At 63.0% G+C, this 25104-nt stretch carries 22 protein-coding genes; 8 read left to right on the forward strand and 14 right to left on the reverse strand.

Translation table 11 applies throughout. The features are described 5' to 3' along the window. Nucleotides 1-105: 105 nt before the first annotated feature. Nucleotides 106-2829 (reverse strand): MGH1-like glycoside hydrolase domain-containing protein, encoded by a 2724-nt coding sequence (locus FQ755_RS05265; protein WP_144151663.1) that lies wholly within the window; start codon nucleotides 2827-2829, stop codon nucleotides 106-108. 104 nt (nucleotides 2830-2933) lie between these two features. Further along, entirely contained in the window at nucleotides 2934-4889 is a 1956-nt protein-coding gene (locus FQ755_RS05270) for an amylo-alpha-1,6-glucosidase (protein ID WP_144151666.1), read from the reverse strand. 214 nt (nucleotides 4890-5103) lie between these two features. Here FQ755_RS05270 and FQ755_RS05275 point away from each other — a divergent pair, with 214 nt between their 5' ends. After that, nucleotides 5104-5484 carry a hypothetical protein gene (locus FQ755_RS05275; protein ID WP_144151669.1) on the forward strand — a complete coding sequence of 127 codons (381 nt, stop codon included), beginning with the start codon at nucleotides 5104-5106 and terminating at the stop codon, nucleotides 5482-5484. Nucleotides 5485-5543: 59 nt separating this feature from the next. Then, nucleotides 5544-7679, forward strand: coding sequence for a phosphocholine-specific phospholipase C (locus tag FQ755_RS05280; protein WP_144151672.1), 2136 nt, complete (start codon nucleotides 5544-5546; stop codon nucleotides 7677-7679). 158 nt (nucleotides 7680-7837) lie between these two features. Here the strand turns inward: FQ755_RS05280 and FQ755_RS05285 are convergent, their stop codons facing one another. Together FQ755_RS05285 and FQ755_RS05290 are read right to left on the reverse strand one after the other, a co-directional pair. Further along, complete coding sequence (locus tag FQ755_RS05285; RefSeq protein WP_144151675.1) at nucleotides 7838-8953, reverse strand: succinylglutamate desuccinylase/aspartoacylase family protein; 1116 nt, start codon at nucleotides 8951-8953, stop codon at nucleotides 7838-7840. Nucleotides 8954-9025: 72 nt separating this feature from the next. Beyond that, the gene (locus FQ755_RS05290; RefSeq protein WP_144151678.1) at nucleotides 9026-9796 is read right to left on the reverse strand and encodes a transporter substrate-binding domain-containing protein; all 771 of its coding nucleotides are present in this window, start codon (nucleotides 9794-9796) and stop codon (nucleotides 9026-9028) included. A gap of 149 nt (nucleotides 9797-9945) precedes the next feature. Between FQ755_RS05290 and FQ755_RS05295 the strand changes: the two genes are divergently transcribed. Continuing rightward, complete coding sequence (locus FQ755_RS05295) at nucleotides 9946-10872, forward strand: LysR substrate-binding domain-containing protein (RefSeq protein ID WP_144151681.1); 927 nt, start codon at nucleotides 9946-9948, stop codon at nucleotides 10870-10872. Between the two features lie 10 nt (nucleotides 10873-10882). Here FQ755_RS05295 and FQ755_RS05300 read toward each other — a convergent pair whose 3' ends face one another. After that, nucleotides 10883-11428: a TetR/AcrR family transcriptional regulator gene (locus FQ755_RS05300; protein WP_222105712.1), complete on the reverse strand. Its 546-nt coding sequence runs from the start codon at nucleotides 11426-11428 to the stop codon at nucleotides 10883-10885. Nucleotides 11429-11872: 444 nt separating this feature from the next. Here FQ755_RS05300 and FQ755_RS05305 point away from each other — a divergent pair, with 444 nt between their 5' ends. Continuing rightward, nucleotides 11873-13057, forward strand: coding sequence for a glycosyltransferase family 4 protein (locus FQ755_RS05305; protein ID WP_144151687.1), 1185 nt, complete (start codon nucleotides 11873-11875; stop codon nucleotides 13055-13057). Nucleotides 13058-13099: 42 nt separating this feature from the next. On the opposite strand, the gene FQ755_RS05310 is transcribed toward FQ755_RS05305, so the two are convergent. The 4 genes from FQ755_RS05310 to FQ755_RS05320 all read right to left on the reverse strand — a co-directional run bounded on the left by FQ755_RS05310 (nucleotide 13100) and on the right by FQ755_RS05320 (nucleotide 16349). Continuing rightward, nucleotides 13100-14134: a GNAT family N-acetyltransferase gene (locus tag FQ755_RS05310; RefSeq protein ID WP_260858323.1), complete on the reverse strand. Its 1035-nt coding sequence runs from the start codon at nucleotides 14132-14134 to the stop codon at nucleotides 13100-13102. A gap of 256 nt (nucleotides 14135-14390) precedes the next feature. Further along, nucleotides 14391-14525, reverse strand: a complete 135-nt coding sequence (locus FQ755_RS37975) for a hypothetical protein (protein WP_260858325.1) — start codon at nucleotides 14523-14525, stop codon at nucleotides 14391-14393. Between the two features lie 131 nt (nucleotides 14526-14656). Beyond that, the gene (locus tag FQ755_RS05315) at nucleotides 14657-14926 is read right to left on the reverse strand and encodes a helix-turn-helix domain-containing protein (RefSeq protein ID WP_144151690.1); all 270 of its coding nucleotides are present in this window, start codon (nucleotides 14924-14926) and stop codon (nucleotides 14657-14659) included. A 7-nt stretch (nucleotides 14927-14933) separates the two neighbouring features. After that, a complete protein-coding gene (locus FQ755_RS05320; RefSeq protein WP_144151693.1) occupies nucleotides 14934-16349 on the reverse strand; it encodes a PLP-dependent aminotransferase family protein in 1416 nt (471 codons plus the stop codon). A gap of 161 nt (nucleotides 16350-16510) precedes the next feature. On the opposite strand from FQ755_RS05320, the gene FQ755_RS05325 reads away from it, so the two are divergent. Further along, nucleotides 16511-18835 carry an FdhF/YdeP family oxidoreductase gene (locus FQ755_RS05325; protein ID WP_144151695.1) on the forward strand — a complete coding sequence of 775 codons (2325 nt, stop codon included), beginning with the start codon at nucleotides 16511-16513 and terminating at the stop codon, nucleotides 18833-18835. Nucleotides 18836-18867: 32 nt separating this feature from the next. Here FQ755_RS05325 and FQ755_RS37980 read toward each other — a convergent pair whose 3' ends face one another. The 5 genes from FQ755_RS37980 to FQ755_RS05345 form a co-directional block, all read right to left on the reverse strand. Then, nucleotides 18868-18990: a hypothetical protein gene (locus tag FQ755_RS37980; RefSeq protein ID WP_260858326.1), complete on the reverse strand. Its 123-nt coding sequence runs from the start codon at nucleotides 18988-18990 to the stop codon at nucleotides 18868-18870. 180 nt (nucleotides 18991-19170) lie between these two features. Further along, nucleotides 19171-20028: a substrate-binding periplasmic protein gene (locus tag FQ755_RS05330; RefSeq protein WP_186308422.1), complete on the reverse strand. Its 858-nt coding sequence runs from the start codon at nucleotides 20026-20028 to the stop codon at nucleotides 19171-19173. A gap of 46 nt (nucleotides 20029-20074) precedes the next feature. Continuing rightward, nucleotides 20075-20863 (reverse strand): amino acid ABC transporter ATP-binding protein, encoded by a 789-nt coding sequence (locus FQ755_RS05335; protein ID WP_144151701.1) that lies wholly within the window; start codon nucleotides 20861-20863, stop codon nucleotides 20075-20077. Beyond that, entirely contained in the window at nucleotides 20860-21579 is a 720-nt protein-coding gene (locus tag FQ755_RS05340) for an amino acid ABC transporter permease (protein ID WP_144151704.1), read from the reverse strand. The genes FQ755_RS05335 and FQ755_RS05340 overlap by 4 nt, the downstream gene beginning before the upstream one ends. 118 nt (nucleotides 21580-21697) lie before the next feature. After that, nucleotides 21698-22525 carry an IclR family transcriptional regulator gene (locus FQ755_RS05345; protein WP_144151707.1) on the reverse strand — a complete coding sequence of 276 codons (828 nt, stop codon included), beginning with the start codon at nucleotides 22523-22525 and terminating at the stop codon, nucleotides 21698-21700. Between the two features lie 300 nt (nucleotides 22526-22825). Here FQ755_RS05345 and FQ755_RS05350 point away from each other — a divergent pair, with 300 nt between their 5' ends. From FQ755_RS05350 to FQ755_RS05360, 3 genes are all read left to right on the forward strand, one after another. Beyond that, nucleotides 22826-23035: a hypothetical protein gene (locus tag FQ755_RS05350; RefSeq protein ID WP_186308423.1), complete on the forward strand. Its 210-nt coding sequence runs from the start codon at nucleotides 22826-22828 to the stop codon at nucleotides 23033-23035. 286 nt (nucleotides 23036-23321) lie between these two features. Next, nucleotides 23322-24404, forward strand: coding sequence for an asparaginase (locus FQ755_RS05355; protein WP_144151713.1), 1083 nt, complete (start codon nucleotides 23322-23324; stop codon nucleotides 24402-24404). 165 nt (nucleotides 24405-24569) lie between these two features. Then, nucleotides 24570-25100 (forward strand): hypothetical protein, encoded by a 531-nt coding sequence (locus tag FQ755_RS05360; protein WP_144151716.1) that lies wholly within the window; start codon nucleotides 24570-24572, stop codon nucleotides 25098-25100. Nucleotides 25101-25104 lie beyond the last annotated feature (4 nt).

Here is a 25104-nt window from a genome sequence, read left to right on the forward strand (position 1 = left end):
AGTTCAAAAACAGTCGCGAATCGTCTGCTTACAACTACCTCACGTCATGTTGCATACGGGCTCATCCCCGCTCAGCGCGCCTTTCAACTCACGCCCATTGCGGGCCTATTTGGTTACGAGCGCGGCCTCGGCATCGTCAGTGACCGGCACCACACCGGCCTCGCCGATCACGCGCGGCTGCAGCAGCAGTGCGACGAGCCCGCTCCAGCCGGTCTGATGCGAGGCGCCGACACCGCGCCCGTTATCGCCATGAAAGTATTCGTGGAACAGCACCAGATCGCTCGAACGCGGGTCCGCTTGCAGCAGCGGATAGGCGCCCATCACCGGCCGCTCGCCGTTGGCGTCTTTAAGAAACAGCGTGGTGGCGCGATGCGCGAGCTGATCGGCAATTTCGCGCAATGAGAACTTCTGACCGGAACCGGTCGGAAACTCGACGCGGAAATCCTCGCCGTAATAGCGGTGAAATTCGTAGAGCGATTCGATCAGCAGATAATTGACCGGCATCCAGACCGGACCGCGCCAGTTGGAATTGCCGCCGAACACGCGCGAATCCGATTCGGCCGGCAAATACTTGACGCAAAAACTGTCGCCGTTGTGCCTGAAGACGAATGGCTCTTCGCGGTGCACGCGCGACAGCGCCCGCACGCCGTGATCCGAAAGAAATTCCGACTCATCGAGCGCGCGCCGCAGCAATGCCTTCATGCGGTGCCCGCGCAACAGCGACAGCAACAGGTTATTGCCCTTGCCGGGTTCGTTCCAGCGCGACACCAGCTTGGCGAGATCAGGGCGATGCTCAAGGAACCAGAACAGGCGGTCGCGCAAACCGGGCAACGCGCCGTGCAGACGCTCCTCAAGCACATGTACGGCGAACAGCGGAATCAGCCCGACGATCGAGCGCACGCGCATCGGTATATTGGAGCCGTCGGGTAGCCGCAGTTTGTCGTAGAAGAATTCGTCTGCGTTATCCCAGAGGCCGGTTTCGCAGCCGTCGTCGCAACTGACCGCCTCGGCGATATACAGGAAATGCTCAAAAAACTTCACCGCGATGTCGACGAACACGTGATTGGCGAACGCCAGTTCCAGCGCAATTCGCATCAGATCGAGCGCGTAGGCGGCCATCCAGGCGGTGCCGTCGGCCTGGTCGATATGGCCGCCGGTCGGCAACGGCGACGAACGGTCGAAGATGCCGACGTTGTCGAGCCCGAGGAAACCGCCCTGGAAAATGTTGTGGCCGTCGGCGTCCTTGCGGTTCACCCACCAGGAGAAGTTGAGCAGCAGCTTGTGAAACACCAGTTCGAGAAAATCGCGGTCGCCCTTGCCGGTGAGCGCGCGGTCGATTTCGTAGACGCGCCACGCGGCCCACGCATGCACCGGCGGGTTGGCGTCGCCGAAAGCCCATTCGTAGGCAGGCAACTGGCCGTTGGGATGCTGATAGCGGTCTTTCACGAGCAGCAGCAACTGACGCTTGGCGAATTCCGGATCGATCAGCGCAAACGCCGCGGCGTGGAATGCCAGGTCCCATGACGCGTACCACGGGTATTCCCACTTGTCGGGCATCGAGATGATGTCGGCGTTGCACAGATGCCGCCAGTCCGCGTCACGACCACGCTTGCGCGCAGCAGGCGGCGTGGGTTGCGCCGGGTCGCCCTCCAGCCAGCGATGCACATCGAACTGGTAATACTGCTTGGACCACAGCATGCCGGCGAGCGCCTGCCGCTGCACAAGGCGAGCGTCGGGGTCGGGCATGTCGTGCTGCAACGCCGCATAGAACGCGTCGGTTTCGGCGAGGCGGCGCGCAAACAGGGCGTCGACGTCGAGCGGCGTCTCGTCCGGCGCGGACTCCGGGCGCCAGCGCAGATAGACCACCGCGCGGCCGTGCGGGCCGAGCACGAGCGGCGCGTGCGCAGCGGCCTTGCTGCCCGCATCGGCGCGCACTGCCTGTGCGTCGCCTTGCACGAGGTAATCGTTGATGCCGTCCTTGAACGGACCCGCACCGTCCATGCCGAAGAGGCGTTTGACGTTGGTGTCGTTTTCGCAGAAGAGCCACGTCAGCTCCGGCGCGTCCTTCGACCAGGCGGTGACGACGATCGGATGGTGGCCGCGCTGACGCCCGACCAGTTGCGTTTCGCCGTGTGCGGTTTGCTTCGTGAGCGTCGGACGATCCTTCGAAGCCGTCCACGACCAGGTGTTGCGCGCCCAGATCTGCGGCAGCACGTCGAGCGCCGCCTCCTGATCGCAGCGGTTTTCGACCGTGATGCGCATCACGATGTCTTCGGGCGTGTGTTTGGCGTATTCGACCTGGACGTCGAAATAGCGGTTGTCGTCGAACACGCCGGCGTCGAGCACTTCGTACTCGGCCATGTCGGCGCCGCGACGGGCGTTTTCCTCGACCAGGTCGCTGTACGGATACGCCGCATGCGGATACTTGTACAGCATCCGCATATAGGAATGGGTGGGCGCGCCGTCGAGGTAAAAGTACAGCTCCTTGACGTCCTCGCCATGATTGCCCTGCGCGTTCGTCAGACCGAACAGGCGTTCCTTGATGATCGGATCCCGGCGGTTCCAGAGCGCGAGGGAGACGCACCAGTTCAGCTTGTCGTCGCCGAAGCCGGCAATGCCGTCCTCGCCCCAACGGTAAGCCCGGCTACGCGCCTGGTCGTGCGGAAAATGGTCCCATGCGGTGCCGTTTTCGCTGTAGTCCTCCCGCACGGTGCCCCATTGGCGTTCGCTCACATAGGGTCCCCAGCGCTGCCATTGGGCGCACGCGCTGGAATGAAGGCGTGCGCCTTCGATGGTTGCGAGCAGATTGGCGGCACGCAGCGGCGGCATGGAGCATTCCCTTGCTTTTGGAGCTTGGCGGTGGGACTGACATCGTAGCGCGTTTTGGGTGAGCGGTGCGGCGGGGCGGGCAATGACGTTGCGCTACCGTTGCGCTACCCATTGGCCAGCATCCGCTTCACTCGTAACAACTCCCCGAGCGACCACGCCTGAAACGGCGTCCCGCCCGCCTGATGCGGCGCGTCGCCATCCGCGACTTCGCAGAGGTGATCGAGGCCGTCCTCATCCAGATGCTCGACGAGCGGCGCGAGAAAACGTGTACGCGCCTGCGCCTTCGCCCCCTCATCCGGTTGATGCACGCGCAACCATGCCTCGACGAATGGTCCGATCAACCACGGCCATACGGTGCCTTGATGGTAAGCGCCGTCACGTTCCACCTGAGCGCCGCCATAATGCCCACGATAAGCGGACTCCGAAGGCGCGAGAGTACGCAGACCGAGCGGCGTCAACAGATGCGTCTCCACCTGCTCGACCACCGCGCGTGCCGCCGCGCCGTCGAGCAACGGAAACGGCAAGCCGCCCACCGCGAAAATCTGATTCGGCCGGATCGCTCGACCGACCGCACCCGCGACATGATCCACGTCGACGTTATCGAACAGCGCGCCGCTCGCTGGATCGATGAAGCGCGCGTGAAACGCCTGGGTCGCACGCGCCGCCGGTTCCTGCCATTGCGCGTTCCAGCTCGCGGCGATACGCAGCGCGTTGATCCACAGCGCCTGCACTTCAACCGGCTTGCCGATGCGCGGCGTCACCACCCAATCGCCGACCTTCGCATCCATCCACGTCAGTTGCACGCCTGGCACGCCGGATCGCAACAGGCCGTCGGCGTCGCCGCAAATGCCGAAACGTGTGCCGCTGCTGTAGCCGGTGAGGATGGTTTCGACCGCCTGTTGCAGGCGCTGGCGCGTATTCTCGTCTGCGTGGTCGGCCGCGAGATAGTCATGCACGGCAATGACGAACCAGAGCGATGCATCCACGGCGTTGTATTCCGGTGTGCTGCCGTAGTCGGGAAAGCGGTTCGGCAGCATTCCTTCGGAGAGCGTATTAGCCCATTCGAGCAGGATCGACTTCGCCGCTTCAAAGCGTCCCGATGCCAGCAACAGGCCGCGCATGGCGATGAAGGTATCGCGGCCCCAGTCGGTGAACCAGGGAAAGCCTGCGACGATCGTGCGGCCGCCGTCGCGCGCCACCAGATAGGCGTCCGCAGAGCGATGCAGGCGTGAAGCGAAAGCGTTACGCCGCGTGTATTCAGAATCGGCGAGAGTCTTGAAGCGCTCAGGCACCGGCGTCGGGTGCGGCTGCGCGCCGGCTTGCAGGATCAGCAACGCCTCCTGATCCGCGAGCGGGAAGGTGAACACGCCGGGTGTCGCAAGATCTTCGCTGAAGTCGAGCCCACGTTCGCGCTCGCGGACATAGCAGAAGTTTCGATACCAATCCGGCGCGTGCGTATACGTGCCGTTGCTCGACGCGTGGATCGCCGGCACGTCGCCGTATGGCTGCCAGCTCACGCGAGTATCAGCGTCACCCACGTCCACATCCGCGTGGAAATTGAACGCCGCGTTCTCATGATGCAACGCGTGATAGTCGCGGCCCGACAGCAGCGGCCGCACATGCAAGATGTATGCGGCGCTTGCGATGCCGCTCGCGCTGCCCTGCTCCAAACGCCAGCGCAATACCGTCTCGCACGTCGTCTTCGCCACGAATAGCTCGGCGATCAGCACCGCATCGTCTTCGAGCTGAAAACGCCATGTCGGCCAAGGTTGCGTATCGAAGCCCAGCAGGCTTGCCGAAATGTCGGGATACGTCACGTCCGGCACATAGCGCTGCATGCTCAGCGGATAACGCTTGCCCTCTGCTTCGAGCCACGCCTCGACGCCGTTGACCAGCACCACGCGCCCACCCGGCGCATGCGTCGCCGGCAACAGCAGCGCGTGATAGCGACGCGTGCGCGCCGTGCCCACCGTTCCCGACGCAAAGCCGCCAAAGCCATCGGCTTCGAGCCACTCATGCTTGAGCTGGAAGGAAGTGAAAGGCTTTTCGATGCGCGTCATTTTTACCCCTGCTGTAAGTGCCAATTCGATATTACCGATTTGCGCGAAAAGAGGGCAAAACAGCATGGTTTTTCGTCGGCAATGTGTCGAACGGCTTTCGTGAAACCGACAGTTTTCGTCTGTTTTAAGCGGCCGCAAACGTTACACGATATTTCATAAATTTTTCTTCAACTCCAGGGAGACTGCATGCGCTAACCCGATCATGGATGGAGACATGTGCAAACACCACGTCGCGGTCACAGCAGTACTCGTTGCGCTCACCACCATCATGCTCTGCGCATGCGGCGCGGACGACGGCACGTCCGCGAGCGGCGCTCAGAGCAATGCCGCGAATAACGCGGCGAGCAGTTACGCAGCCAATACGGCTATAGCAAACGCGGCCACACCGGCCGGTCAGCAGACCAGCGCGACGCCGGTGCCGCCACCCGCTTACGGCGCATCCGCCGCTCTCACGAAAGACCCCAACGCAGCACCGGACCCGGCCGTGCAAAACGTCGAGGCAAGCCTTGCCGCCGACAGCCAGCAAGTCGCGCCCGTGCTGCACTATGCGCCTGGCGACAAAGACCCGGGCGGCTCGAACAGCAACAGCAATTGATCAATGGATCCCAACGGCGCCCGCCGCGCCATTCTTCCCCCCGCAGAAGGTGATAACCAATGACCTCAAATAGCCGTCGCCGTTTCCTGCAGACCGTTGCATCGTCCGCTGGTGCAGCCGCCGCGCTGGCCGCATTCCCCGACTCGATCCGCAACGCGCTCGCCATTCCGGCGAATTCGCGTACCGGGACGATCCAGGATGTCGAGCATATCGTGGTGTTCATGCAGGAGAACCGTTCGTTCGACCACTACTTCGGCCATCTGCGCGGTGTGCGTGGCTACAACGACCGTTTCCCGATCCCGCTGCCGGGCGGTCAGCAACCGGTGTGGTATCAGCCGTCGAAAGAAAATGCGGCGCAACCGGTACTGCCGTTCCACCTCGACACGCAGACTACCAGCGCGCAATGTCTCGGCGACCTGGACCACAACTGGTATCCGACGCACTCCGCGATCAACAATGGCGCGTATAACCAGTGGCCGCAGTACAAGACCGACATGACGATGGGCTACTACCTGCGTAGCGACATTCCGTTCCACTACGCGCTCGCCGACGCCTTCACGGTTTGCGACGCCTACTTCTGCTCGCTGGCCGGCCCGACCCACCCGAACCGCGCGTATCTGATGACCGGCATGGTGGATCCGAGCGGCACGATGGGCGGCCCGCTGCTCGACAACAACGATTACGTGGACGGTGACGGTCCGCCGCAATATCAGCTGCTGTCCTGGACCACGTATCCGGAACGCCTGCAGGCCGCGGGCATTTCCTGGCAGATCTATCAGCAAGGCCTGACCGGTTCCGATCCGCTGAACGGCAACTACGGCACCAACATCCTGCAGAACTTCGTCAACTTCATCGACGCGCAACCGGGTTCGCCGCTGTACGAACGCGCGCAGACGGTGCGCACGATCGTCGACCTCAAGAACGACGTGCTCGCCGGCAATCTGCCGCAGGTCTCGTGGCTGTGTCCGCCAGCTGCGTACTCGGAGCATCCGAGCTACACACCGGCTTACGGCGCGGAATACACCTCGCAGATTCTCGATGCACTCACCTCGAATCCGGAAGTGTGGAGCAAGACCGTGCTGTTCATCATGTACGACGAGAACGACGGTTTCTTCGATCACCTCGTGCCGCCGCAACCGGCCACGACAGCAGCGCAGGGCCAGTCGACCGTCAGCGTGGAAGGCGAAATTCACAACGTGGTGAACCCGCTGCGCGGCGGCAACTACACCGCCGACGGCTTACCCTATGGTCTCGGACCGCGTGTGCCGATGACGATTGTCTCGCCCTGGACCAAGGGCGGCTTCGTCTGCTCGCAGGTGTTCGATCACACCTCGGTGATCCGCTTCATCGAAAAGCGTTTTGGCGTGAGCGAGCCGAACATTACGGCATGGCGCCGCGCGGTGTGCGGCGACCTGACGACGGCGTTCGACTTCCGCACGCCCGACGTCACGATGCCGGCGCTACCGGATACCAGCAACTACATCACGACCGCCAACAATCAATGCGCGGTGAACCCGAAGCCGGTCGTGCCCGCCACGCCGCAGCCGTTCGATGCGCAGGAGTCCGGCATCCGCTTTGCCCGAGCCTTACCGTATGAACTGCATGTGAACGGGCGTCTCGACACGCAGCAAAACACCTTCACCGTCGAACTGGCCAACACCGGCGACCAGGGCGCGCACTTCTATGTCTATGCCACCAATCGCACGGACGGCCCGTGGCGCTACACGGTCGAAGCGGGCAAGTCGCTGAAGGAGAGCTTCGACCTGACGACGACGAACGGCGTCTATACGTTCGAGGTGTTCGGTCCCAACGGCTTCGTGCGCAAGTTCGCCGGCAATGCGACGCAGACGCAGTCGACGCTGCGCAACGGCCAGCCCTCCTTGCCCGAAGTGCGCACGCACTACGACGTCGCCAACGGCAACGTGTTCCTGAAGTTCAGCAACCAGGGCCGCGGCATTGCGCGTCTGACGGTGACGGACAATGCGTATGGCGCGCGGCCGCGCCCGGTGATCGTGCCGCCTGGGGTGGAGATCGAAGAAGCGTGGGTGCTGGCGTCCAGTCATCACTGGTACGATCTGACTGTCAGCAGTGCCGAAGACAGCAGTTTCGCGCGCCGCCTCGCTGGCCACGTCGAAAACGGCCGCCCCAGTATCAGCGATCCGGCCGCCGTGGCACCGACCTTGACCGCCGTCTGAAGCGTTTCCGAGGTGCTGCCGGGCATCGGTGCAGGATCGATGCCCGGCGGGTTCATCCGACTGACGCGACGTGAGGCGCACAACCGCTGACATCACCCGGGAGGCTATATGGAACGCGAAGAATTTCCCGGCATCTCGCGACAAAGCCCGGCCCTTACTTACGCCCCCAGCAGAACGCCTGTCCGCACCGGCCGCGTGCCCGTCACCCGCCCAAGCGGCGCGCCCGCCGTGACGAAACGGATCGCGCGGCGCATGTAGAAAACACCCTCGGTATTGCTATTGATCGTGGTGGTTTCGTCGGTCAACGGATCGATGATGTCGAACAGCGGGTCGCCTACACGAATGGTGTCGCCGATATTCGCCCGGTGCACGAGAATCCCGCTGACCGGCGCGTAGAACTGCTCGCTGCCGGCGAGCGGCGTTGCCGGCGTCAGCAGTTCAGGCAGCGGCCTCGCCGCGCCGCGAATCGCTTTGCGATAGGTCAGATAGTCGATCAGCGCGTCGGCATCCTGTTGCGCCACCGCATACGAGACGTCGCGCTGGCCACGGCATTCCACCGTTACCGCAATCGTGCCGTTGTCCACCGGTTGATGCGCCGGCAGGTTCTGCTGCAGGTGCCACCACAATAAGCTATGCGTTTCGTCGAAGGCCTCGCCGCCCGAATCGGTGGCGAGCAACGACGCGCGCGAGCCGAGATAGCGCGCGAGTGGCTCGAAGTCGGACCATGCCGATTCGCTCGTGTACACATGCATCACCGCTTCCAGCGAGCAATGCAAATCGATCACCACGTCCGCGTCGAAGGATAGCTTGAGCAACGCCAGTTGCAGCGATTCGAACTCGGTCAGCGGCTTGTGCTGCGCGAGTTGTTCGCCCACCAGTTGTCGCACGATCTGGCGATTGGCCGCCACGTCCGCGCCAAGCGAATCCCTGGCGCGCTCCAGCAGGCGCGTGAACTGCAGGAAATGGCGATTGAAATTCTTGCCGCTCGCCAGATCGAACCGCCCGATGAATTGCCCCAGCAGGTATTGTCCGAGCCCGACCGGATTCGCAACCGGCACGACCACGATCTCGGCCGCCAGCGCGCCTTGCTTTTCGAGTTCGAGCAGACGCCGCTTCAATAGCACCGTGGTCAGCATGGCCGGCGCTTCGTCCGCGTGCAGGGTGGACTGCAGATAGATTTTTTGCCCGCTATCCGTGGGGCCAAAATGGAAACTCACCAGTTCGCGATGCGTACCGATGGCAGGCGACAGAAGCGGAATGGACTGTTTTTTCATGTGCGGGTGAGGTGGAAATCAGGTTCTGATTATTGCAGCAGCGCCGCGGCGATGTGCGCGACGCGCGTCGTTTCAATTGCCGCCGTAGGGATCGAAAGCGAAATACCGGTGGGCGATCTGCGCATACGTGCCGTCCTTGAGCATCGAAGCAATCGCGTCGTTGATGGACGCCTGCAAGGCCGTTTCATCCTTGCGCAGGCCGATGCCGACGCCCCGGTCGCCCATCGAAAGCGGCGCGCCGACGAACCCGAAGCCCTTGCCGGCCGGCGTGCGCAGAAAGCCCTGATCGGCTTCCACCGTGCCCAGCAGGGCGCCGTCGAGGCGGCCGTTGATCAGGTCGGCGAAGACCTCATCCTGGCTCTTGTACGCCACCACGTTGACGCCGGCAGCCGCCCAATGCGCCTGCGCGTAGCTCTCGAATTGCGTGCCCGACTGCACGCCAATCTGCTTGCCGGCGAGCGCCGCCGGCGCATCGCTCAGCCCCGAGCCCTGCTTCGCCACGAGCCGCGACTTGAACTGGAACAGCTTCGACGAAAACAGGATCTGCTGCTCGCGCCTGGCCGTTATCGCCATCGACGACATGATGGCGTCGATCTTGCGCGCCTGCAGCGCCGGAATCATGCCCGAGAATTCCAGCTCGACCCACTGACAATGCGCGTGAATGCGGCGGCAGATCTCGTTGCCCAGATCGACGTCGAAGCCCTTGACGCTGCCATCCGGCGCTTTGGCGTCCATCGGCGGGTAGCTCGGATCGATGCCGAGCCGCAAGGTGGCGCCGTCATTGGCAAACGCGGCGCTGCTGAAGCTCAGCGCGGCGACGAGGATCATCAACGGAGTCTTCATGGCAAGCCGGTGGGGTAGGAGTTGGATATGAGAAGAAGTGCGGAAAGGAAGTGTGGCCGGCGCTCATGCTAACCCTCGACTGCGCCTCAAAGAAGTCTCTGACGGGCTATCATGATCACCTTTACCGATCACCCCTCTCTCCGACCGCCATGGCCCTGACGATCTCCCAGTTGCGCGTGTTTACCGCCATCGCCGAGCACGGCAGCATTCGTGCGGCGTCGCGGGCGCTCGGCACGGCGCAAAGCGGCATTACCCAGCAATTGCAGAATCTCGAGTCCATCCTCGGTGCGACGCTATTCACCCGCACCAACCGCGGCATTGCGCTGACTGCGCTCGGTCAGCGCTTGTTGCAGCGAGCCGGCGCCATTCTTGGGGAGTGCGAACGGGTTGAGCAGGAAGTGCAGCAGTTGCGCGGCGACTACGTCGGCGAGGTCTCGTTCGGCATGACGACTGAACCGCTGATCGACGCCCTCGCACCGGTGCTGAGCGAATTCCGCACGCGCTTTCCGCGCGTCGCCGTGCATCTGCGTACCGGCACCTCGCGCATGATGATTGCGTGGATCCGCGAGGGCACGCTGGATTTCGCCGCCGCGCTGGTATCGAAGCACACGGACACCGCCGATCTATCCGTGACCACGCTCTATCCGTCCGATCCGGTGGTCGTGTGCCGGCGTGGTCATCCGCAGGCCAGGGCGACCTCGCTCGCCGAGCTGGGCGACTGCACATGGATCGCCACCCGCTCGCCTAATCTGACCGACGACCCGCACGCCAATCGCCTCAGCAATCTGTTTGAACGCCACGGTCTGCCGCCGCCCAATATCATCGCAACCATGGAGGGCCTGTTCGAGACCCTGCACATGGTTGGGGCGACCGATTGCCTCTCGCTCGAATCGTCGATTGTGGCGCGGCATCCGCTGTTCGGTCAGACGCTCACGGCCATTCCGGTGCGCGAGCGTGCCGTCGAGCAGCAGGTCTGCCTGCTGCAACGTGCGGCTATTCCGGTGACGCCGGCCGCACAGGAACTCGCGACGATGATCGCTTCGTACACGCGCACGGTGCGCGCGCGAGCCGGCTAGTGACGCGCGGTCACCCGGGAATCAGCCCCACCGCGCGAAAAAAGAGCTGTTCCACCTTCTGCGCAAGACGCGCGCGGTTGACGCGCTTCTCCTTCATGAACGCGTGATCCACCGCACTATGCAAACCGCTGCACAGGAACACCGCCATGAAGCGCGGATCGTCGACCGACCATGCCCGCGCGGCCGCGCCCGCTTGCAACAACGCGGCGAGATCGTCGATGAGCTCGTTATCGACGCGCGCCTCGCGGGTGAGCGAGTGCGTTTCGTAAAGCAGGGTATCGTGCAGGCGGATCGAATCGAGGTAGCCGTTGGCACAGGCGCCAGCCCAGCCGGCCAGCTGGCCATGCCAGTCGTCGCGCGGCTGGCGTGCCACCACGGTCTGGATATTCGACAGCAGCGCCAGGGCGAAGCGCTCGCGCAATGCACTCAACAGATCTTCCCGGGATGAGAAGTACAGGTAGAACGTCCCCTTGGCGACATCCGCGCCCGCTGTAATCTGTTCGATGGTTGTGGCGGCCACACCCTGTTCGACGAACAGCCGCTGGGCGGAATTCATGAGTTCGTCGCGCCGCTCTTCGGGGGCCTTGGTCCTGGAATGGAGTCTGGCTGAAGTACGCATCGAATGGGGTGTCTCCACAACGGGAGTACGGTGGCCATGCCGGCGAGGACCGCATTTTGCTAAGCACTCCTCGTTGTATTCATGCTATGCCACTGACTGGCGGTCAGTCAATCGGGCGCCAAAACGCCGGTTCTAGCACTGGCGTGCCTTACAGCAGATTTCATCCACATTGCAATGGTCTGATTTAGCCGCCAAACCTTCGCCTTCACCGGACAATGCCTTGGTGCGCGCTGCCAGCAGGTTAGGATGAACACCACAACCTACGATCAGCCGGCAACGTCCTCGCGAAGCATGCGATCGCGCCAGACCGGGCGAGGAGACAAGTGACATGCTTGCGACATGAGCATCCTGCCAACCCAAACCCGATCAATAAGCCCTTCCATGCGAGTCCTATTTGTCGTCGGTAATCTGGGTGACTATCATGTGCCGCGTTATCAGGCACTTCTCCGGCTGGCCCAAAGCCGAGGTCATGAGGTGTTTCTTGTCGAAGTGTTCGGAAAGTCCGGTGTTTATGGCTTCCCTCAGGACCGCCGCGCCGCGTTCTTCGACACGCACCCCGCGAACTGCGTCACGTTGATCGAGGACGCGGGCGAAGGCGACGGCCACACCTTCCGCGTGGCCGGAAAAATCTTCTCGGTGCTGCGCTCGTTCGCGCCCGAGGTGGTCGTCACGCTCGGCTACAACACCAATTATTCAATTGTCCTATGCATCCTGAAAGCACTGACACGTCGCTTTTCGCTGATCTACATGTCGGACTCGAAAGCCGACGACGGCAAGCGCTATGCCCTCAAGGAGCGCCTCAAACGCATGCTGGTGTCGAAGTTCGACGCCGCACTGGTTGCCGGCGAGAAGCATCGCGTCTACGCCGAATCGCTGGGCATTCCGATGGAACGCTCACGCATTGGTTTCGACGTGATCGACGTCGAATACTTTTCCAGAATGGCGCGCGAGGCGGCTTCGCAAGCACCTGAGATCCGCGCGCGCTTCGAACTGCCGCCGCGCTATGTGTTATGCGTGAGCCGCTTCGTGTCGCGCAAGAACATCGACCTGCTGATTTCCGCGTTCTTCCGCTCGGGACTGCACGCCGCCGGTGTATCGCTCGTGCTGGTTGGGCAAGGTCCGGGCAAGGATCAACTGCTGGAGCAGATCGACCGGCTGGGCCTCGCACAACGTGTCGTCATCCTGAGCTCGGTGCCGAACCAGCATATGCCAGGGCTCTATGCACTCGCAGACTTCGTCGTGCTTGCCAGCAAGTTCGATCAGTGGGGCCTATGCGTAAGCGAGGCATTTGCCGCAGCCACGCCCGCGATCGTCACGCGTGCCTGCGGTGTGGCGAACGAACTCGTGCACGACGGCGCCAATGGCTTTATCGTCGAACCCGACGATGAAACCGCGCTGGCCGAACGCATCAAGCAACTAGGCACCGACAGCGCTCTGCGCGAGCGTTTCTCGGCCAACGCGCTCAATTCCGTCAAGCGCTGGACACCGGCACTGTTCGCGTCGAACACCATCGAGCTGGCTGAATCCATGATCGGGTCGGCGGGCCGCACGCAGGAAGTCGCCTAAGCGCTGCGGCCCGCCGGCCGCAGCGGAAGCAGTGACTGCTGCTCAGAGGTTGGGATCGAAGATGACGCCCGCACCCGGCACAATGCGGCGCTTGAGAATGCGTGCGACCGAATACACCGTGCTGAGCCGCTCCACGCCCAGCCGTTGTTTCAACACTCCGCCGAAGCCGTCCAGAAAACTGTAGGTGGCGGGGCTGGAGAAGCCGTCGAAATCGAACGTCAGCTTGCGCTCGATGGCGTGCTGCATCGCCGTCCAGATCAGCAGGCTGATTGCGCCGCCGTGCGCGCCAAGCGTGCGCGAGGACAGCAGGTAATACATTGCATGCCGGTCCCAGACAAGACCGATCGCGGCAGCGAGTTTCCCATCCGGGCCATACGCGCCCAGCAGATGCCCCGCCTTGCGTTCGACAAACCCATTGACGAGCTGGCGCATCACTACGGTGCCGTAAGCATTGGTACGTGAACGTTCGTGCAAATTTGCTTCGTAGAACTGCAGAAATTCGCGCGGCGTGGCGATAGGCGCAACGGTCAACTTGCGGTCCGCGCCACGCACCACGTTACGCGTTTTGCTGTGCAGACGCGCCCATGCCTCCGGTATCGTGCAATCCGGCCCAATCTGAAATGTATAGCGTGCGGTCACGGTGAAACCGTGCAGGGCGAACGCCAGGGCATCGTCGATACGCGGATCGAACACCTGAAAGAAGCTGTCGAAATGCGGCAACTGCTCGATTAGCGCCTGCGTGACGCTTAGCCGATGATGTTGCTCGTGGATGGCGTCGAGCCCTTTGGACGGAATGACAGGTCCGAGCGTGCGTGTGAGCGGCGGCAGTTGCGAGATCCGCCACATGCCCTTGCGCGTCGAATAGTAGGGCAATTCGCCGATTGTCTGTGCACCATGCACGACCTTGGCCATGCTCCAGTCGCCACCCGTTGCGATATCGAGCCACCACGGTTCATGGAAGATCGAGCGCGCTTCACACTCGTCGAGCACGCGCGCCTGCGCGATCGTAGACGGCACGGCGGGAACGCCGCGCATCGCGCGCTGGGAAGGCAACGCCGGGGCTCGTAGTGTTGTCATCGGCGACTCACATTGTTCCGGCCCAATCATGCAGCCATTGTCCGTGTGCGTCCTATGCGGTCAGCAGGAGCCCGAATCACTCCTTCGCCTCGCCCACCGCATTGTCCCCACGATTGCGCCATTTGCTGGCGGCCTCGCAACATTGGTGAGGCCGGCCTGGGGTTATCCGCAATCCGACCCTGCGTGCCGACGCGGCCCCGACTCGATTACCCCGAGTCTATTCGTAGTCGGGTAGTGCTTTTGCGCCAAAATCGAGTTAAGGACGCAGCATGTCGAAGCCGCCGAGCACGACCACGCCGCTCAGCGCGATCAACGCAACCGAGTGCTGACCGAAATAGAGAATGGCTGCGGCCGCCCAGGTCGCAAGAGAGAAGGCTGCAATACGTTTCATGATCAATGGCCGCGATAGCCGCGTTCCGCGAAAGCCCGCGCGAGGCATTGCCGTGCCCGCGCCGTTCAAGCCCAACTGGCCCGCTTTACCCGCGGAGAAACAGCATTTTCCCATATTCGGGAAAACCCGGCTCATGCGGCCGGATCGGCAAACAGTTCGGCGCACAGACTGCGGCCCGCATCGCTCAGGCGCGCGGTGCCGGTGCCTTCCTCGGTAAGCGTGGTCTCGACGATTCCGCCGTCCACCAATGCGGTCAACTGGCGCCGCAGCGCGCTCATCGGCACACCGGCCTGCTTCGACAGCTTCGCCAGCGACCAGTCGCGCCCCGGCGTTTCCTGCTGCGCGCGCCATAGTTGCATCAGCACGGCCACCAGCATCGGATCGACTTCGTCGTTCATCAATATCTCCTCAAGCCATCTCGGCAACAAGGGCGCCCAGCGTCTTGAGCGCCGCTTCGGTCTGCGCGTTCCACGGATAGCTGTAATTCAGCCGGATAAAGTGGCGAAAATCGTTGCGCGTCGAAAACATATAACCGGGCCCCACGGTGATGCCGCGTGCGAGCGCCGCCTGATAAAGCCGCATCGAATCGACACGCTGCGGCATCTGCACCCACAGCACGTAGCCGCCCTGCGGCGAGGAAATGCGCGTGCCGGCCGGAAAGAACCGCAACACCATCGCGCTCATCAGACGCGCCTGATGATGGTAGAACTTGCGCACATGCCGCAGATGCCGGTCATAGCCGTCCTGACGCAGGTAGTCGGCCACGGCCACCTGCGGCACTGAAGGCGTCGTCAGCGTGTTCAGGAACTTGAGTTTCTCGACCTGCGCGCGATAACGGCCCGGCATCGCCCAGCCGATCCGGTACGACGCAGTCAGGCTCTTCGAAAACGACGCGCAATGCAAAACCAGTCCCTTGGTGTCGAAGTTCTTCAACGTGGTGGGACGCGCCTCGCCGAAATACAGCTCCTGATACACGTCGTTCTCGATCACCGGAATATCGTGCAGCGTGAGCAGTTCGACGAGCTGCTGCTTCCTTTCATCCGGCATCTGGAATCCGAGCGGATTCTGGAAGTTCGGCATGACCATGCACGCCGCGATTTTCTGCTCGCCGATGATCTTCGCCAGCACCTCGATGTCGATGCCCTCGGTCGGATGGGTCGCCACGGCGATGGCGCGCATCCCCAGCCGTTCGATGGCGTGCAGCATCGCGTAGTAGGTCGGCGATTCGACCACCACCGTGTCACCCGGCTTCGCCACGGCCTGCAGGCTCAGATTGATCGCCTCGGTCGCGCCGAGCGTGATGATGATTTCGTCCGGATCGACCGGCACGCCGTTTTCGGCGTAGCGCCGCGCGATCTGGCGGATCAGCTCGGGGTTGCCCGGCGGCAGGTCGTCGATCAGGTTCCAGCTCGCATGGCGCCGGGCGATCGCGTTCGCGTACTGGTTGATGCGGCGCCACGGGAATAGCGACGGATCGGGGTACGGCGAGCCGAGTGGCACCGCGTCGTGCGCGCGAATGCTGCGTAACGTGGACAACACCAGCCGGCTCACATCCACTTCCGAAGCCGGCGCGGACGCCGGCGCGGCGGGCTCGCGGCCGTTCGCGGGCGCGGTCGGCAGCTCGCGCACGAAATAGCCAGACTGCGGCCGGGTTTCGATCAGCCCGCGACCCTCCAGCAAGGCATACGCATGCAGCACGGTTTTGATGCTGACGCCGTGCTGCTGGCTCGCCTGCCGCACCGAGGGAATCCGCTCGCCCGCCGCGAACACCCCGCGGCTGACGGCTTCGCCGATTTCATCGGCGAGTTTTTCATAGAGCTTCAAGGGGTAGACGGAGGCATATGGCAAGAGGAATAACGGGAGTCTATGACAAATCTCAAGAAACTGTATCCCTCCCCTTTCCCGAATTCTGTGTTCCGCGGCTTTTTCGGAACACAGTAGGCTTGAGTCCATCGGCAAATCCGCCTGTTCCCGGCATGAAGGTCATGAAGAAACCCGAAGCGCGCATCGAACCGTACACCCACCCCGCCGCAGGCTGGGGGGCACTCAAATACGTCGCGATCAACCTGATCAAGGAGAAGGTCGCGGGCGCCAACTACAAGACGCTCTTCAAGCAGAACCAGCCTGACGGCTTCGATTGCCCGGGCTGCGCCTGGCCGGACCGCGAACACGCATCGACCTTCGAATTCTGCGAAAACGGCGTCAAGGCGGTGGCCGCCGAGGCCACCAGCAAGCGCGTGACGCCCGCGTTCTTCGAGCAGCACACCATCGAAGAACTGATGACGCAGTCGGACTTCGAGCTCGAACAGCACGGCCGCCTGACCGACCCGATGGTCTACGACGCGAAGCTCGACCGCTACGTGCCGATCGCCTGGGACGCCGCCTTCGAACTGATCGCCCGTCACCTCAAAGCGCTCGACGACCCCGACCGCGCCGCCTTCTACACTTCCGGCCGCGCCAGCAACGAAGCCGCGTTCCTGTTCCAGCTGTTCGTGCGCATGTACGGCACCAACAACTTCCCGGACTGCTCGAACATGTGCCACGAGGCCACCAGCCGCGGTTTGCCGGGCACGGTGGGCGTCGGCAAGGGTACGGTGGTCATGGACGATCTGGAACACGCCGACACGCTGCTGATCTTCGGCCAGAACCCCGCCACCAACCATCCGCGGATGCTCGGCGAGCTGCGCGAGTGCGCCAAGCGCGGCGCCACCATCGTCTCGATCAACCCGCTCAAGGAGCGCGGCCTGGAGCGTTTCGCCAGCCCGCAGCACCCGGTTGAAATGCTGACCATGGGCAGCACCAAGATCAGTTCCGTGTTCATCCGCCCGAAGGTGGGCGGCGACTTCGCGCTGATCAAGGGCGTCGCCAAGCGCGTGATCGAACTGGACGACGCGGCCCTCGCGAGCGGCGCCGAGCGCGTGCTCGACGTGGACTTCATCGCCGAACATACGGTGGGCTTCGAAGACTTCGTCGACGACCTGCGCGCGGAAAACTGGGACGCCATCGTCACCGAATCGGGCGTGCCGATGGAAGACGTGCTCAAGCTCGCCGACATCTACGTCAAGGGCAAGGCCGTCATCTCCACGTGGGGCATGGGCCTCACCCAGCACAAGAATTCGGTGCCGACCATCCAGCTGTTGTCGAACCTGATGATGATGCGCGGCATGATCGGCAAGCGCGGCGCGGGCCTATGCCCGGTGCGCGGCCACTCCAACGTGCAGGGCGACCGCACGGTGGGTATCGAAGAGCGTCCGACCCAAGCCTTCCTCGACCGCCTCGGCCAGGTCTATGACTTCGAGCCGCCGCGCGAACACGGCCTCGACGTCGTGAACTCGATTCAGGCCATGCTCGACGGCAAGGTGAAGGTGTTTATCGGCCTGGGCGGCAATTTCTCGATTGCGACGCCGGACACGCCGCGCACGTGGGAAGCCATGCGCTCGTGCGACCTGACCGTGCACATCACCACCAAGCTGAACCGCAGCCACCTCGTGCACGGCCGCGACGCGCTGATCCTGCCGACCCTCGGCCGCACCGAGATCGACATGCAGAACGGCGTGGCGCAAGGCGTGAGCGTCGAAGATTCGTTCAGCATGGTGCACATCTCTTACGGCATGAACAAGCCGGCGTCACCGAACCTGCTGTCGGAAATCGCGATTGTGGCGCGCATGGCGCAGGCGACCCTCGGCAGCGCCAAAGTCGACTGGATGGCTCACGAGAACGACTACGCGATGATCCGCGACGGCATCGAAAAGGTCTTCGACGGCTTCGAGAACTATAACGAGCGCCTGAAGCATCCGGGCGGCTTCCACCTCGGCGTCGCCTCGCGCGACCGGGTCTGGACGACGCCGAGCAAGAAGGCCCAGTTCCTCGTGCACGCCATTTCCATGGACACCCCGATTCACCGTGCCCGCGAACGCCACGGCGAGCGCCTGATGACGCTGATGACCACCCGCTCGCACGATCAGTACAACACCACGATCTACGGACTCGACGACCGCTATCGCGGCGTTTATGGCCAGCGCCGCGTGCTGTTCGCCAACAAGGAAGACCTGCTGATGCTCGGCTTCGCGGCCGGCCAGCGCGTGGACATCACCAGCGTGTGGGACGACGGCGTCGAGCGGCGAGCGGATGGCTTCCTGCTGGTGGAATACGACATTCCGCGCGGCTGTCTGGGCGCGTATTACCCGGAGACGAATCCGCTGGTGCCGCTGTCGTCGGTCGCGGATGGCGCCGGCACGCCGACCTCGAAGTCGATTCCGGTGCTGCTCACGGCTTCGGAAGTCGAAGCCGCCGTCGCGCTCGCCGCCTGACGGCTGCCGTATCCTGTGCGCCCGATGACGGACTAGACCAGCAGTTTCACCAGCAAGGAGCCGATCAGTCCAGCCACGCCGACAATCAGGAGTGTCTGGATAATGGTCAGCGATTTACGCGGGGTGGCGGCGGAAAGGTTGGAAGAAGAAGTCACGGGCAGTTCGGTTTCGATTCAGGGAATGGCAACACTGGCGCACGCTTTGAAGCGTGCGCTTTTTGAAGGCGTGATTGTACGGGGAAGTCGGGGCGAGGCGGATTTTGCGCGGTGCGATGGATTGTCGCCGCGCCGCACGGCCCCTGAAGCACGCTGGCGGCGCGCGTCAGACCGCGCGTCTCAGTTCTTGACCGGGAAGTACCAGAGATTGCGGTCGCTATAGCCAAATTGCGCGATGATCGCCGAGAGCGTGCCGTCCGCGCGGATCTCGTCCAGCGCGCGGGACACGGCGTTATTCAGATCGACGTCGCCCTTGCGCAGCACATAGCGCGCGTAGCCATACTCCTGCGGCCGCGGCTTGTAGTCCATCACCCTCTCCATGGGCGCAGCGGGATGCTGCTTCAGAAACTGCGCGAGTTTGATGTCGTCTTCCATCGCGACATCGAGGCGGCCCGCGATCAGATCGGCGAATTCCGCTTCGTTACTCGTGTACAGCTTCAGTTCCTTGAGATCCTTGCGCTGAGCGAGCAACTGATGGTTGATACTGCCGCGCAGCGTGCCGACGGTATGCCCGGCAAAATCGCCCCACGTGTGGATCTTCGCAGGATTGCCACGCTGCACCGCGATGCCCGACCCATACCAGTACGCCGGACTGGTAAACGCCACCACACGCATACGCGCTTCCGTCTCATGCAGGTTATCCACGATCACATCGGCGCGGCCGGACAGTAACGTGGGGATCATCGCGTCGAACGGCACGATATTCCACGTCACCTTCGTGATGCCGAGGCGCCTCGCGATCTCGCGGAAAATGCGCACGTCGACGCCATCGAAGCTGTTGGTGCGGTTGTCCTGATAGGTCGAAGGCGGATCTGAGGCAATCACGAAGGTCACGCCGTTTTCGACCGCGCGGCGGTACGAGCCGTCGCCGCCGTCAAAGCGCGTGCCGGCAATCGCCGCCTCGTCTGCCGCTCGTGCCGTGGACGCACACGCGAGGGCCGCCAGCATCGCAGCGAACATTAGCGCCGCCATTCTCATGGAAAGCTCCCGGGTCATTGTTCCAAGCATGGGTTTTAAGCAGGGATTACAGGCCGGCGGCGGCGCCCAGTTGCCGGTTTCGCTCCCAGAGCGAGCGCAGGAATTCACGCGTGCGCGCTTGCCGGGGTGACGCGAAAAACATGGCTGGGTCGCCCTCTTCGACAATACGCCCATCCGCCATGAACACAATCCGGTCGGACACTTCCCGCGCGAAACCCATCTCGTGTGTGACGACGACCATCGTCATGCCTTCGTCGGCCAGCGTGCGCATCACGCGCAACACTTCTCCCACCCGTTCCGGATCGAGCGCCGACGTGGCCTCATCGAACAACATGACTTGCGGATGCATGGCGAGCGCGCGTGCGATTGCCACGCGTTGCTGCTGACCGCCGCTCAACTCATGCGGATAGGCGCGCGCCTTCGCCAGCAGACCGACCTTGTCGAGCAGGACGTTGGCCTCGAGCAGGGCATCGGACGGTGAACGGCCGAGCACATGAATGGGCGCCACGGTGATGTTTTCCATCACGCTCAGATGCGCAAACAGATTGAAAGACTGAAACACCATGCCGACCCTGGCACGAATCGCTTCGATCGCACGCTCGCTATCGGCACGGCGCTTGCCGTTATGAAGCGGCGGGCGAACGGCGACTTCATCGAAATAGACCGTGCCGCTGTCGACGCTTTCCAGATGATTCATGCAGCGAAGCAGGGTCGACTTGCCCGATCCGGACGGCCCCACCACGCACAGCACCTCGCCTTTCGCGACGCTGAGCGAGACATCCTTCAATGCTTGCAGTTCGCCGAAGCGCTTGTTGACGCGTTCGAGACGAATCATTGCGTCGCCGCCGCTTGCGAAGCGTTGCCCACCGGCCTCGACCTGGCGCCGACGCTCATGCGCCGCTCGAGCCAGCGCACCAGTAACGCGCTCGGATAGGAGAACGCAAAGTAAATGGCGCCGATGATGGTAAATATGGTCGCGTACTGGAAGTTGGTCGACGACACGATTTGCCCCGTGAAAATCAGCTCTTTAACGGTGACGATCGACACCAGCGACGTGTCCTTGAAAAGCGAAATGCCGTAATTGCCCAGCGGCGGAATCACTACACGAATCGCCTGCGGCAGCACGATCAGCCGCAGCATCTTGCGACGCGACATCCCGAGCGCCTTGGCCGCCTCGATCTGACCTTGCGGAACCGCGGCAATACCGGCGCGATAGACCTCGGCGAGATACGCCGAATAATTGATCGACAGCCCGACCACACCCGCCATGAACGGATCGAAACGAATCCCGAACGAAGGCAGCACGAAATAGATGTAGAACAGTTGCAGCAAAGCCGGCGTGCCGCGAATCACCTCGATGTAGGCCGAGGCACAAATGCGCAAGATCCGCGTGTGGCTCAGTTTCGCGAGCGCGATCACGAGCCCGAGCGGCAGGCTGATCGACATGATGCACGCGGTCAGCGCCAGCGTCGTGGCCGTGCCTCGCAGAAGCGCGGGCATGTAATCGCCGGCGCCGTGCAAATCGAACAGAGCGAGAAATGTTGTCAGCATGGAGTTCCTTCTTGCCAATACCTGATGCCCGCCGCGCGCAATCCGCCGCCACGCCTCAAGCCGGCGTGGCGCGAAGTGGCGTGACGTTGCTTCGGGGCAATCCGCTCGTTGTCCTGGCCTAGATTGTTTGAAGCGTGAGCCCTTCCGGCTCCACTTCTGCGCCAAGCAGGCGGCTCACACGATCCGCGTAGCGGCGCAATGTGCGGCCCAGCTCGTGCAGGTCGTCGTCGCTCAAACCGCTTTTCAGCGTCGTCACGCTGATCGCGGCGACGCCCTCTCCCTCGCGGTTGGTAATGGCCGCGCCGATGCAGACCACGCCGATGTTGTCTTCTTCGTTATCGAACGCGTAGCCGCGCTCGGCCACCCGCAGTAGATCGGTCATCAATTCGCCAGGTGTCACGAGGGTGTATTCGGTGCGGCGCGGCATGCCGGTTTGCGCCAGCAGTTTGACGACGCGCGCCGGCGGCAGCAGCGCCAGCAACGACTTGCCGAGCGCCGAGCAATGCGGCAGCTCACGCTGCCCGAGCGCCGACGCGATCCGCAGGATGCCGGGGGCGTCGACCCGGCTAATCGCCACGGCGTAACCGTGATCGAGGATCGCCAGACGCGAGGTCAAACCGGTCAATTCCGTGAGTTCGCGCAGCACCGGCATGGCCAGCTGCGAAACACCGACATCTTCCGCCGCGCGATCGCCAAGAAACACGAGCGCCAGTCCCAGCCGGTAGCGGCGCGAGCCGCCTAGCCGGACATCGGCCACGAAATTGCGCGATAACAGGGTTTGCAATAGTGCGAACGCGGTGCTCTTCGACACGCCGATCTGTTCAGCCACGCCCGCAACGGTCATTCCTTCGTTGCCGGCCTTCCCCAAGGCCTCGAGGACGTCGAGCGCGCGGCTGACACTGCGTAGCGCGTATCGCTCCTCGGTAGATTGAGCTTGGTCTGTCATTTTGTTTTGTCCGTCGAATTCATGAAGCTAAGCCGAAGCATCCCACATCTCATATTGACAGTCACTAATCCCGAAATTAACATGAATCCATTACCGAACGCAGTTCTGTATAGCCGAACGAATATTCCATTTCCGGCGTTCCGGATTCACGGCGCGCCGTACCATCAAAAATAGCGACAGGAGGCCGAATTAGAGCGGACGGCGCGTTCCGGGGTTTTTCGCGCGGCGTCAACGGCTCTACGGCAAGCGACAATGGGAATAATTTCTGAGAGCGGTGTGTGCATTGAAGGGCAATCGAAAATGTCAGGGGCGCATTCGGCAAAACTCGTGCACAGCGAAATCCTGCATATCAAGCTCGTGGTGGGGCGCCTGTCGACCTCGGAGCTTGACCGCTCGGGCTTACCGCGCGCTTACTGGCGCAAACGCCTGCATAACGTAAGACAAAACCACCAGTTGTCACAGGCTCAATTCGACGAAATCGACCGCATTCTCGCTACGCTGCAGGAATAGCACAAGCGCACGGATTTTTCGTCGGCAATTGCCTCTACAAACTGTCGATTGTTTCAGTAAATTTCCATTCGGTTTGAAGTCAGCAATTAATACCGAAGTCGCCACGAGAAATTGCATTGCAATCTCTATCAAGAATGCAACCTCGTTGTGACATATTCGAGTCCACTTTCCTGACTTACGACAACCGGGCCAATCCGCAGTTGCCCACGCTTACTGCAGTAGGGTCTGCGCGATATAAAAAGTAAAATCGGCGGCATTGCATTCCAACGATTCCAGGAGAACAGCGATGACTGCGGCCACCACCAGACCGATTGCGGCGACCACGTACCGTGGCGAGGCGGTCGAAAATTCCCATATCGCGCATGTCGCGGTGGTCGATGCGCGGGGCCGTCTGCTATACAGGTTTGGCGACCCGGCGCGGATGACGCTGGCGCGCTCGGCAGCCAAGCCCGCGCAGGCGCTTGCGGTGCTCGAAACCGGCGCGCTGGAACGTTTCGGCTTCGAAGAGGCCGATCTCGCGCTCATGTGCGGCTCGCACAACAGCGAGGAGCGGCATATCGAGCGCGCCAGCCGGATGATCGCCAAAGCCCACGCGAGCGAAGCGGATCTGCGCTGCGGCGGCCATCCGCCGCTGTCGGATGCCGTATTCCGCTCCTGGATCAAGCAGGACTTCACGCCGGGCCCGGTCTGCAGCAACTGCTCCGGCAAACACGCCGGCATGCTCGCAGGCGCGCAGGCGATCGGCGCAACCGTGCAGGACTACCACCTGCCGGAGCATCCGCTGCAGGTGCGCGTGAAGCACATCGTCGCGGACGTCTGCGATCTGCCCGACGACGCAGTCCGCTGGGCCATTGACGGCTGCAACCTGCCCACACCCGCTTTCCCGCTGGAGCGCCTCGCGCGCCTGTACGCCAAGCTGGCCGATGCGGCTGCGCAACCCGCCGGCGGCGGCGAGGTTTCGGCGCGTAGCGCGGCCCTCGCGCGCATCTATCGCGCCATGACGGCGTATCCGGAGATGGTGGCGGGCGAAGGGCGCTTCTGTACGACGCTGATGCGCAGCTTCGAAGGCGCGCTGGTCGGCAAGGTGGGCGCCGAGGCCAGTTATGCCATCGGCGTGCGGCCGTCCGCGCAGACGACTCGGCTTGGCGCCGACGGCGCGCTCGGGATCGCGGTGAAAGTGGAAGACGGCAACGCGACGGCGCTTTATGCCATCGTCACCGACCTGCTGAACCAGCTCGAGATCGGCACCAGTGCGCAGCGCGCCCGGCTCGAAGCCTACCGTGCGCCGCCGATGCGCAATACGATGCGCGTCGAAACCGGGCGGCTGGCGCTGTCCGTCGCACTCGAAGCCGCCTCCGCCCTGCCCTGATTGCACTTCACAATGGCCGACAGAGCCGATATTTCTCACCGCTGATCACGCAGGCTGGGTGTTACGCTGAACCGAGATCGATTGCCGGTCGAGCGCGAGCCGCAACGCGGGAATGATTTAACGCCGCGGCTTGCAGCGAGACCGCATCAGGAGGGAGGCGCGGCGATGAAAATGACAATCCCAATGAGCGTGGCGCTGCTGAGCATGAGCGGCGGCGCGCTGGCATGGCAGCCGGTGGTGTATCCGATCCGCAGTCAAAGCTCGTGGCAACAGAGCGTCGACGCCGCCACCTGCTACAGCACGGCCGGTCGCCAAACCCACGTCAACATCACCACTGAAGCACAGTCGGCCATGCCGCCGAAGCTCGCCTCCGGTGTACCCGGCATTGGCGGCGGCGGCCAGTTTTCGCAGCCGCCATTGCCCGCCAGCGGGACGATTGCGGCGAGTGGGACGACAGCCTCAGCGGCGTCCGTGGCGCCGGCTAGCGGCACGGCCGCCGCAGCAACAGCGGCGCAGGCGAGTGAACCGATGCCGAAAACCGACAAGAACGGCGTGCCGCAGTTAGGCGGCGCCAGCGAGCCGGCGAGCGCAGCCGAAGTGAAAGCGCCGCCCATGCCGCCACCGGAACCGCCCATGACCCGCTATTGGCGCGCCTATGCCGCCTGCATGCAAGGCCGCGGCTACGCCGTGCAGTGACCGG

The organism is Paraburkholderia sp. BCC1885 (assembly GCF_900996235.1).
In the GTDB taxonomy this organism is placed as follows: Bacteria; Pseudomonadota; Gammaproteobacteria; order Burkholderiales; family Burkholderiaceae; genus Paraburkholderia.

Bases quoted from the DNA above. Each gene is read 5' to 3' on its own strand.
- FQ755_RS05335 (WP_144151701.1), bottom strand. From the start codon at position 20,863: ATGATTCGTCTCGAACGCGTCAACAAGCGCTTCGGCGAACTGCAAGCA.
- FQ755_RS05285 (WP_144151675.1), bottom strand. From the start codon at position 8,953: ATGAAAAAACAGTCCATTCCGCTTCTGTCGCCTGCCATCGGTACGCAT.
- FQ755_RS05355 (WP_144151713.1), top strand. From the start codon at position 23,322: ATGACTGCGGCCACCACCAGACCGATTGCGGCGACCACGTACCGTGGC.
- FQ755_RS05360 (WP_144151716.1), top strand. From the start codon at position 24,570: ATGAAAATGACAATCCCAATGAGCGTGGCGCTGCTGAGCATGAGCGGC.
- FQ755_RS05280 (WP_144151672.1), top strand. From the start codon at position 5,544: ATGACCTCAAATAGCCGTCGCCGTTTCCTGCAGACCGTTGCATCGTCC.
- FQ755_RS05275 (WP_144151669.1), top strand. From the start codon at position 5,104: ATGTGCAAACACCACGTCGCGGTCACAGCAGTACTCGTTGCGCTCACC.
- FQ755_RS05340 (WP_144151704.1), bottom strand. From the start codon at position 21,579: ATGCTGACAACATTTCTCGCTCTGTTCGATTTGCACGGCGCCGGCGAT.
- FQ755_RS05305 (WP_144151687.1), top strand. From the start codon at position 11,873: ATGCGAGTCCTATTTGTCGTCGGTAATCTGGGTGACTATCATGTGCCG.
- FQ755_RS05310 (WP_260858323.1), bottom strand. From the start codon at position 14,134: ATGACAACACTACGAGCCCCGGCGTTGCCTTCCCAGCGCGCGATGCGC.
- FQ755_RS05345 (WP_144151707.1), bottom strand. From the start codon at position 22,525: ATGACAGACCAAGCTCAATCTACCGAGGAGCGATACGCGCTACGCAGT.
- FQ755_RS05300 (WP_222105712.1), bottom strand. From the start codon at position 11,428: ATGAATTCCGCCCAGCGGCTGTTCGTCGAACAGGGTGTGGCCGCCACA.
- FQ755_RS05270 (WP_144151666.1), bottom strand. From the start codon at position 4,889: ATGACGCGCATCGAAAAGCCTTTCACTTCCTTCCAGCTCAAGCATGAG.
- FQ755_RS05330 (WP_186308422.1), bottom strand. From the start codon at position 20,028: ATGAGAATGGCGGCGCTAATGTTCGCTGCGATGCTGGCGGCCCTCGCG.
- FQ755_RS05290 (WP_144151678.1), bottom strand. From the start codon at position 9,796: ATGAAGACTCCGTTGATGATCCTCGTCGCCGCGCTGAGCTTCAGCAGC.
- FQ755_RS05265 (WP_144151663.1), bottom strand. From the start codon at position 2,829: ATGCCGCCGCTGCGTGCCGCCAATCTGCTCGCAACCATCGAAGGCGCA.
- FQ755_RS05325 (WP_144151695.1), top strand. From the start codon at position 16,511: ATGAAGAAACCCGAAGCGCGCATCGAACCGTACACCCACCCCGCCGCA.
- FQ755_RS37975 (WP_260858325.1), bottom strand. From the start codon at position 14,525: ATGAAACGTATTGCAGCCTTCTCTCTTGCGACCTGGGCGGCCGCAGCC.
- FQ755_RS05295 (WP_144151681.1), top strand. From the start codon at position 9,946: ATGGCCCTGACGATCTCCCAGTTGCGCGTGTTTACCGCCATCGCCGAG.
- FQ755_RS05350 (WP_186308423.1), top strand. From the start codon at position 22,826: ATGTCAGGGGCGCATTCGGCAAAACTCGTGCACAGCGAAATCCTGCAT.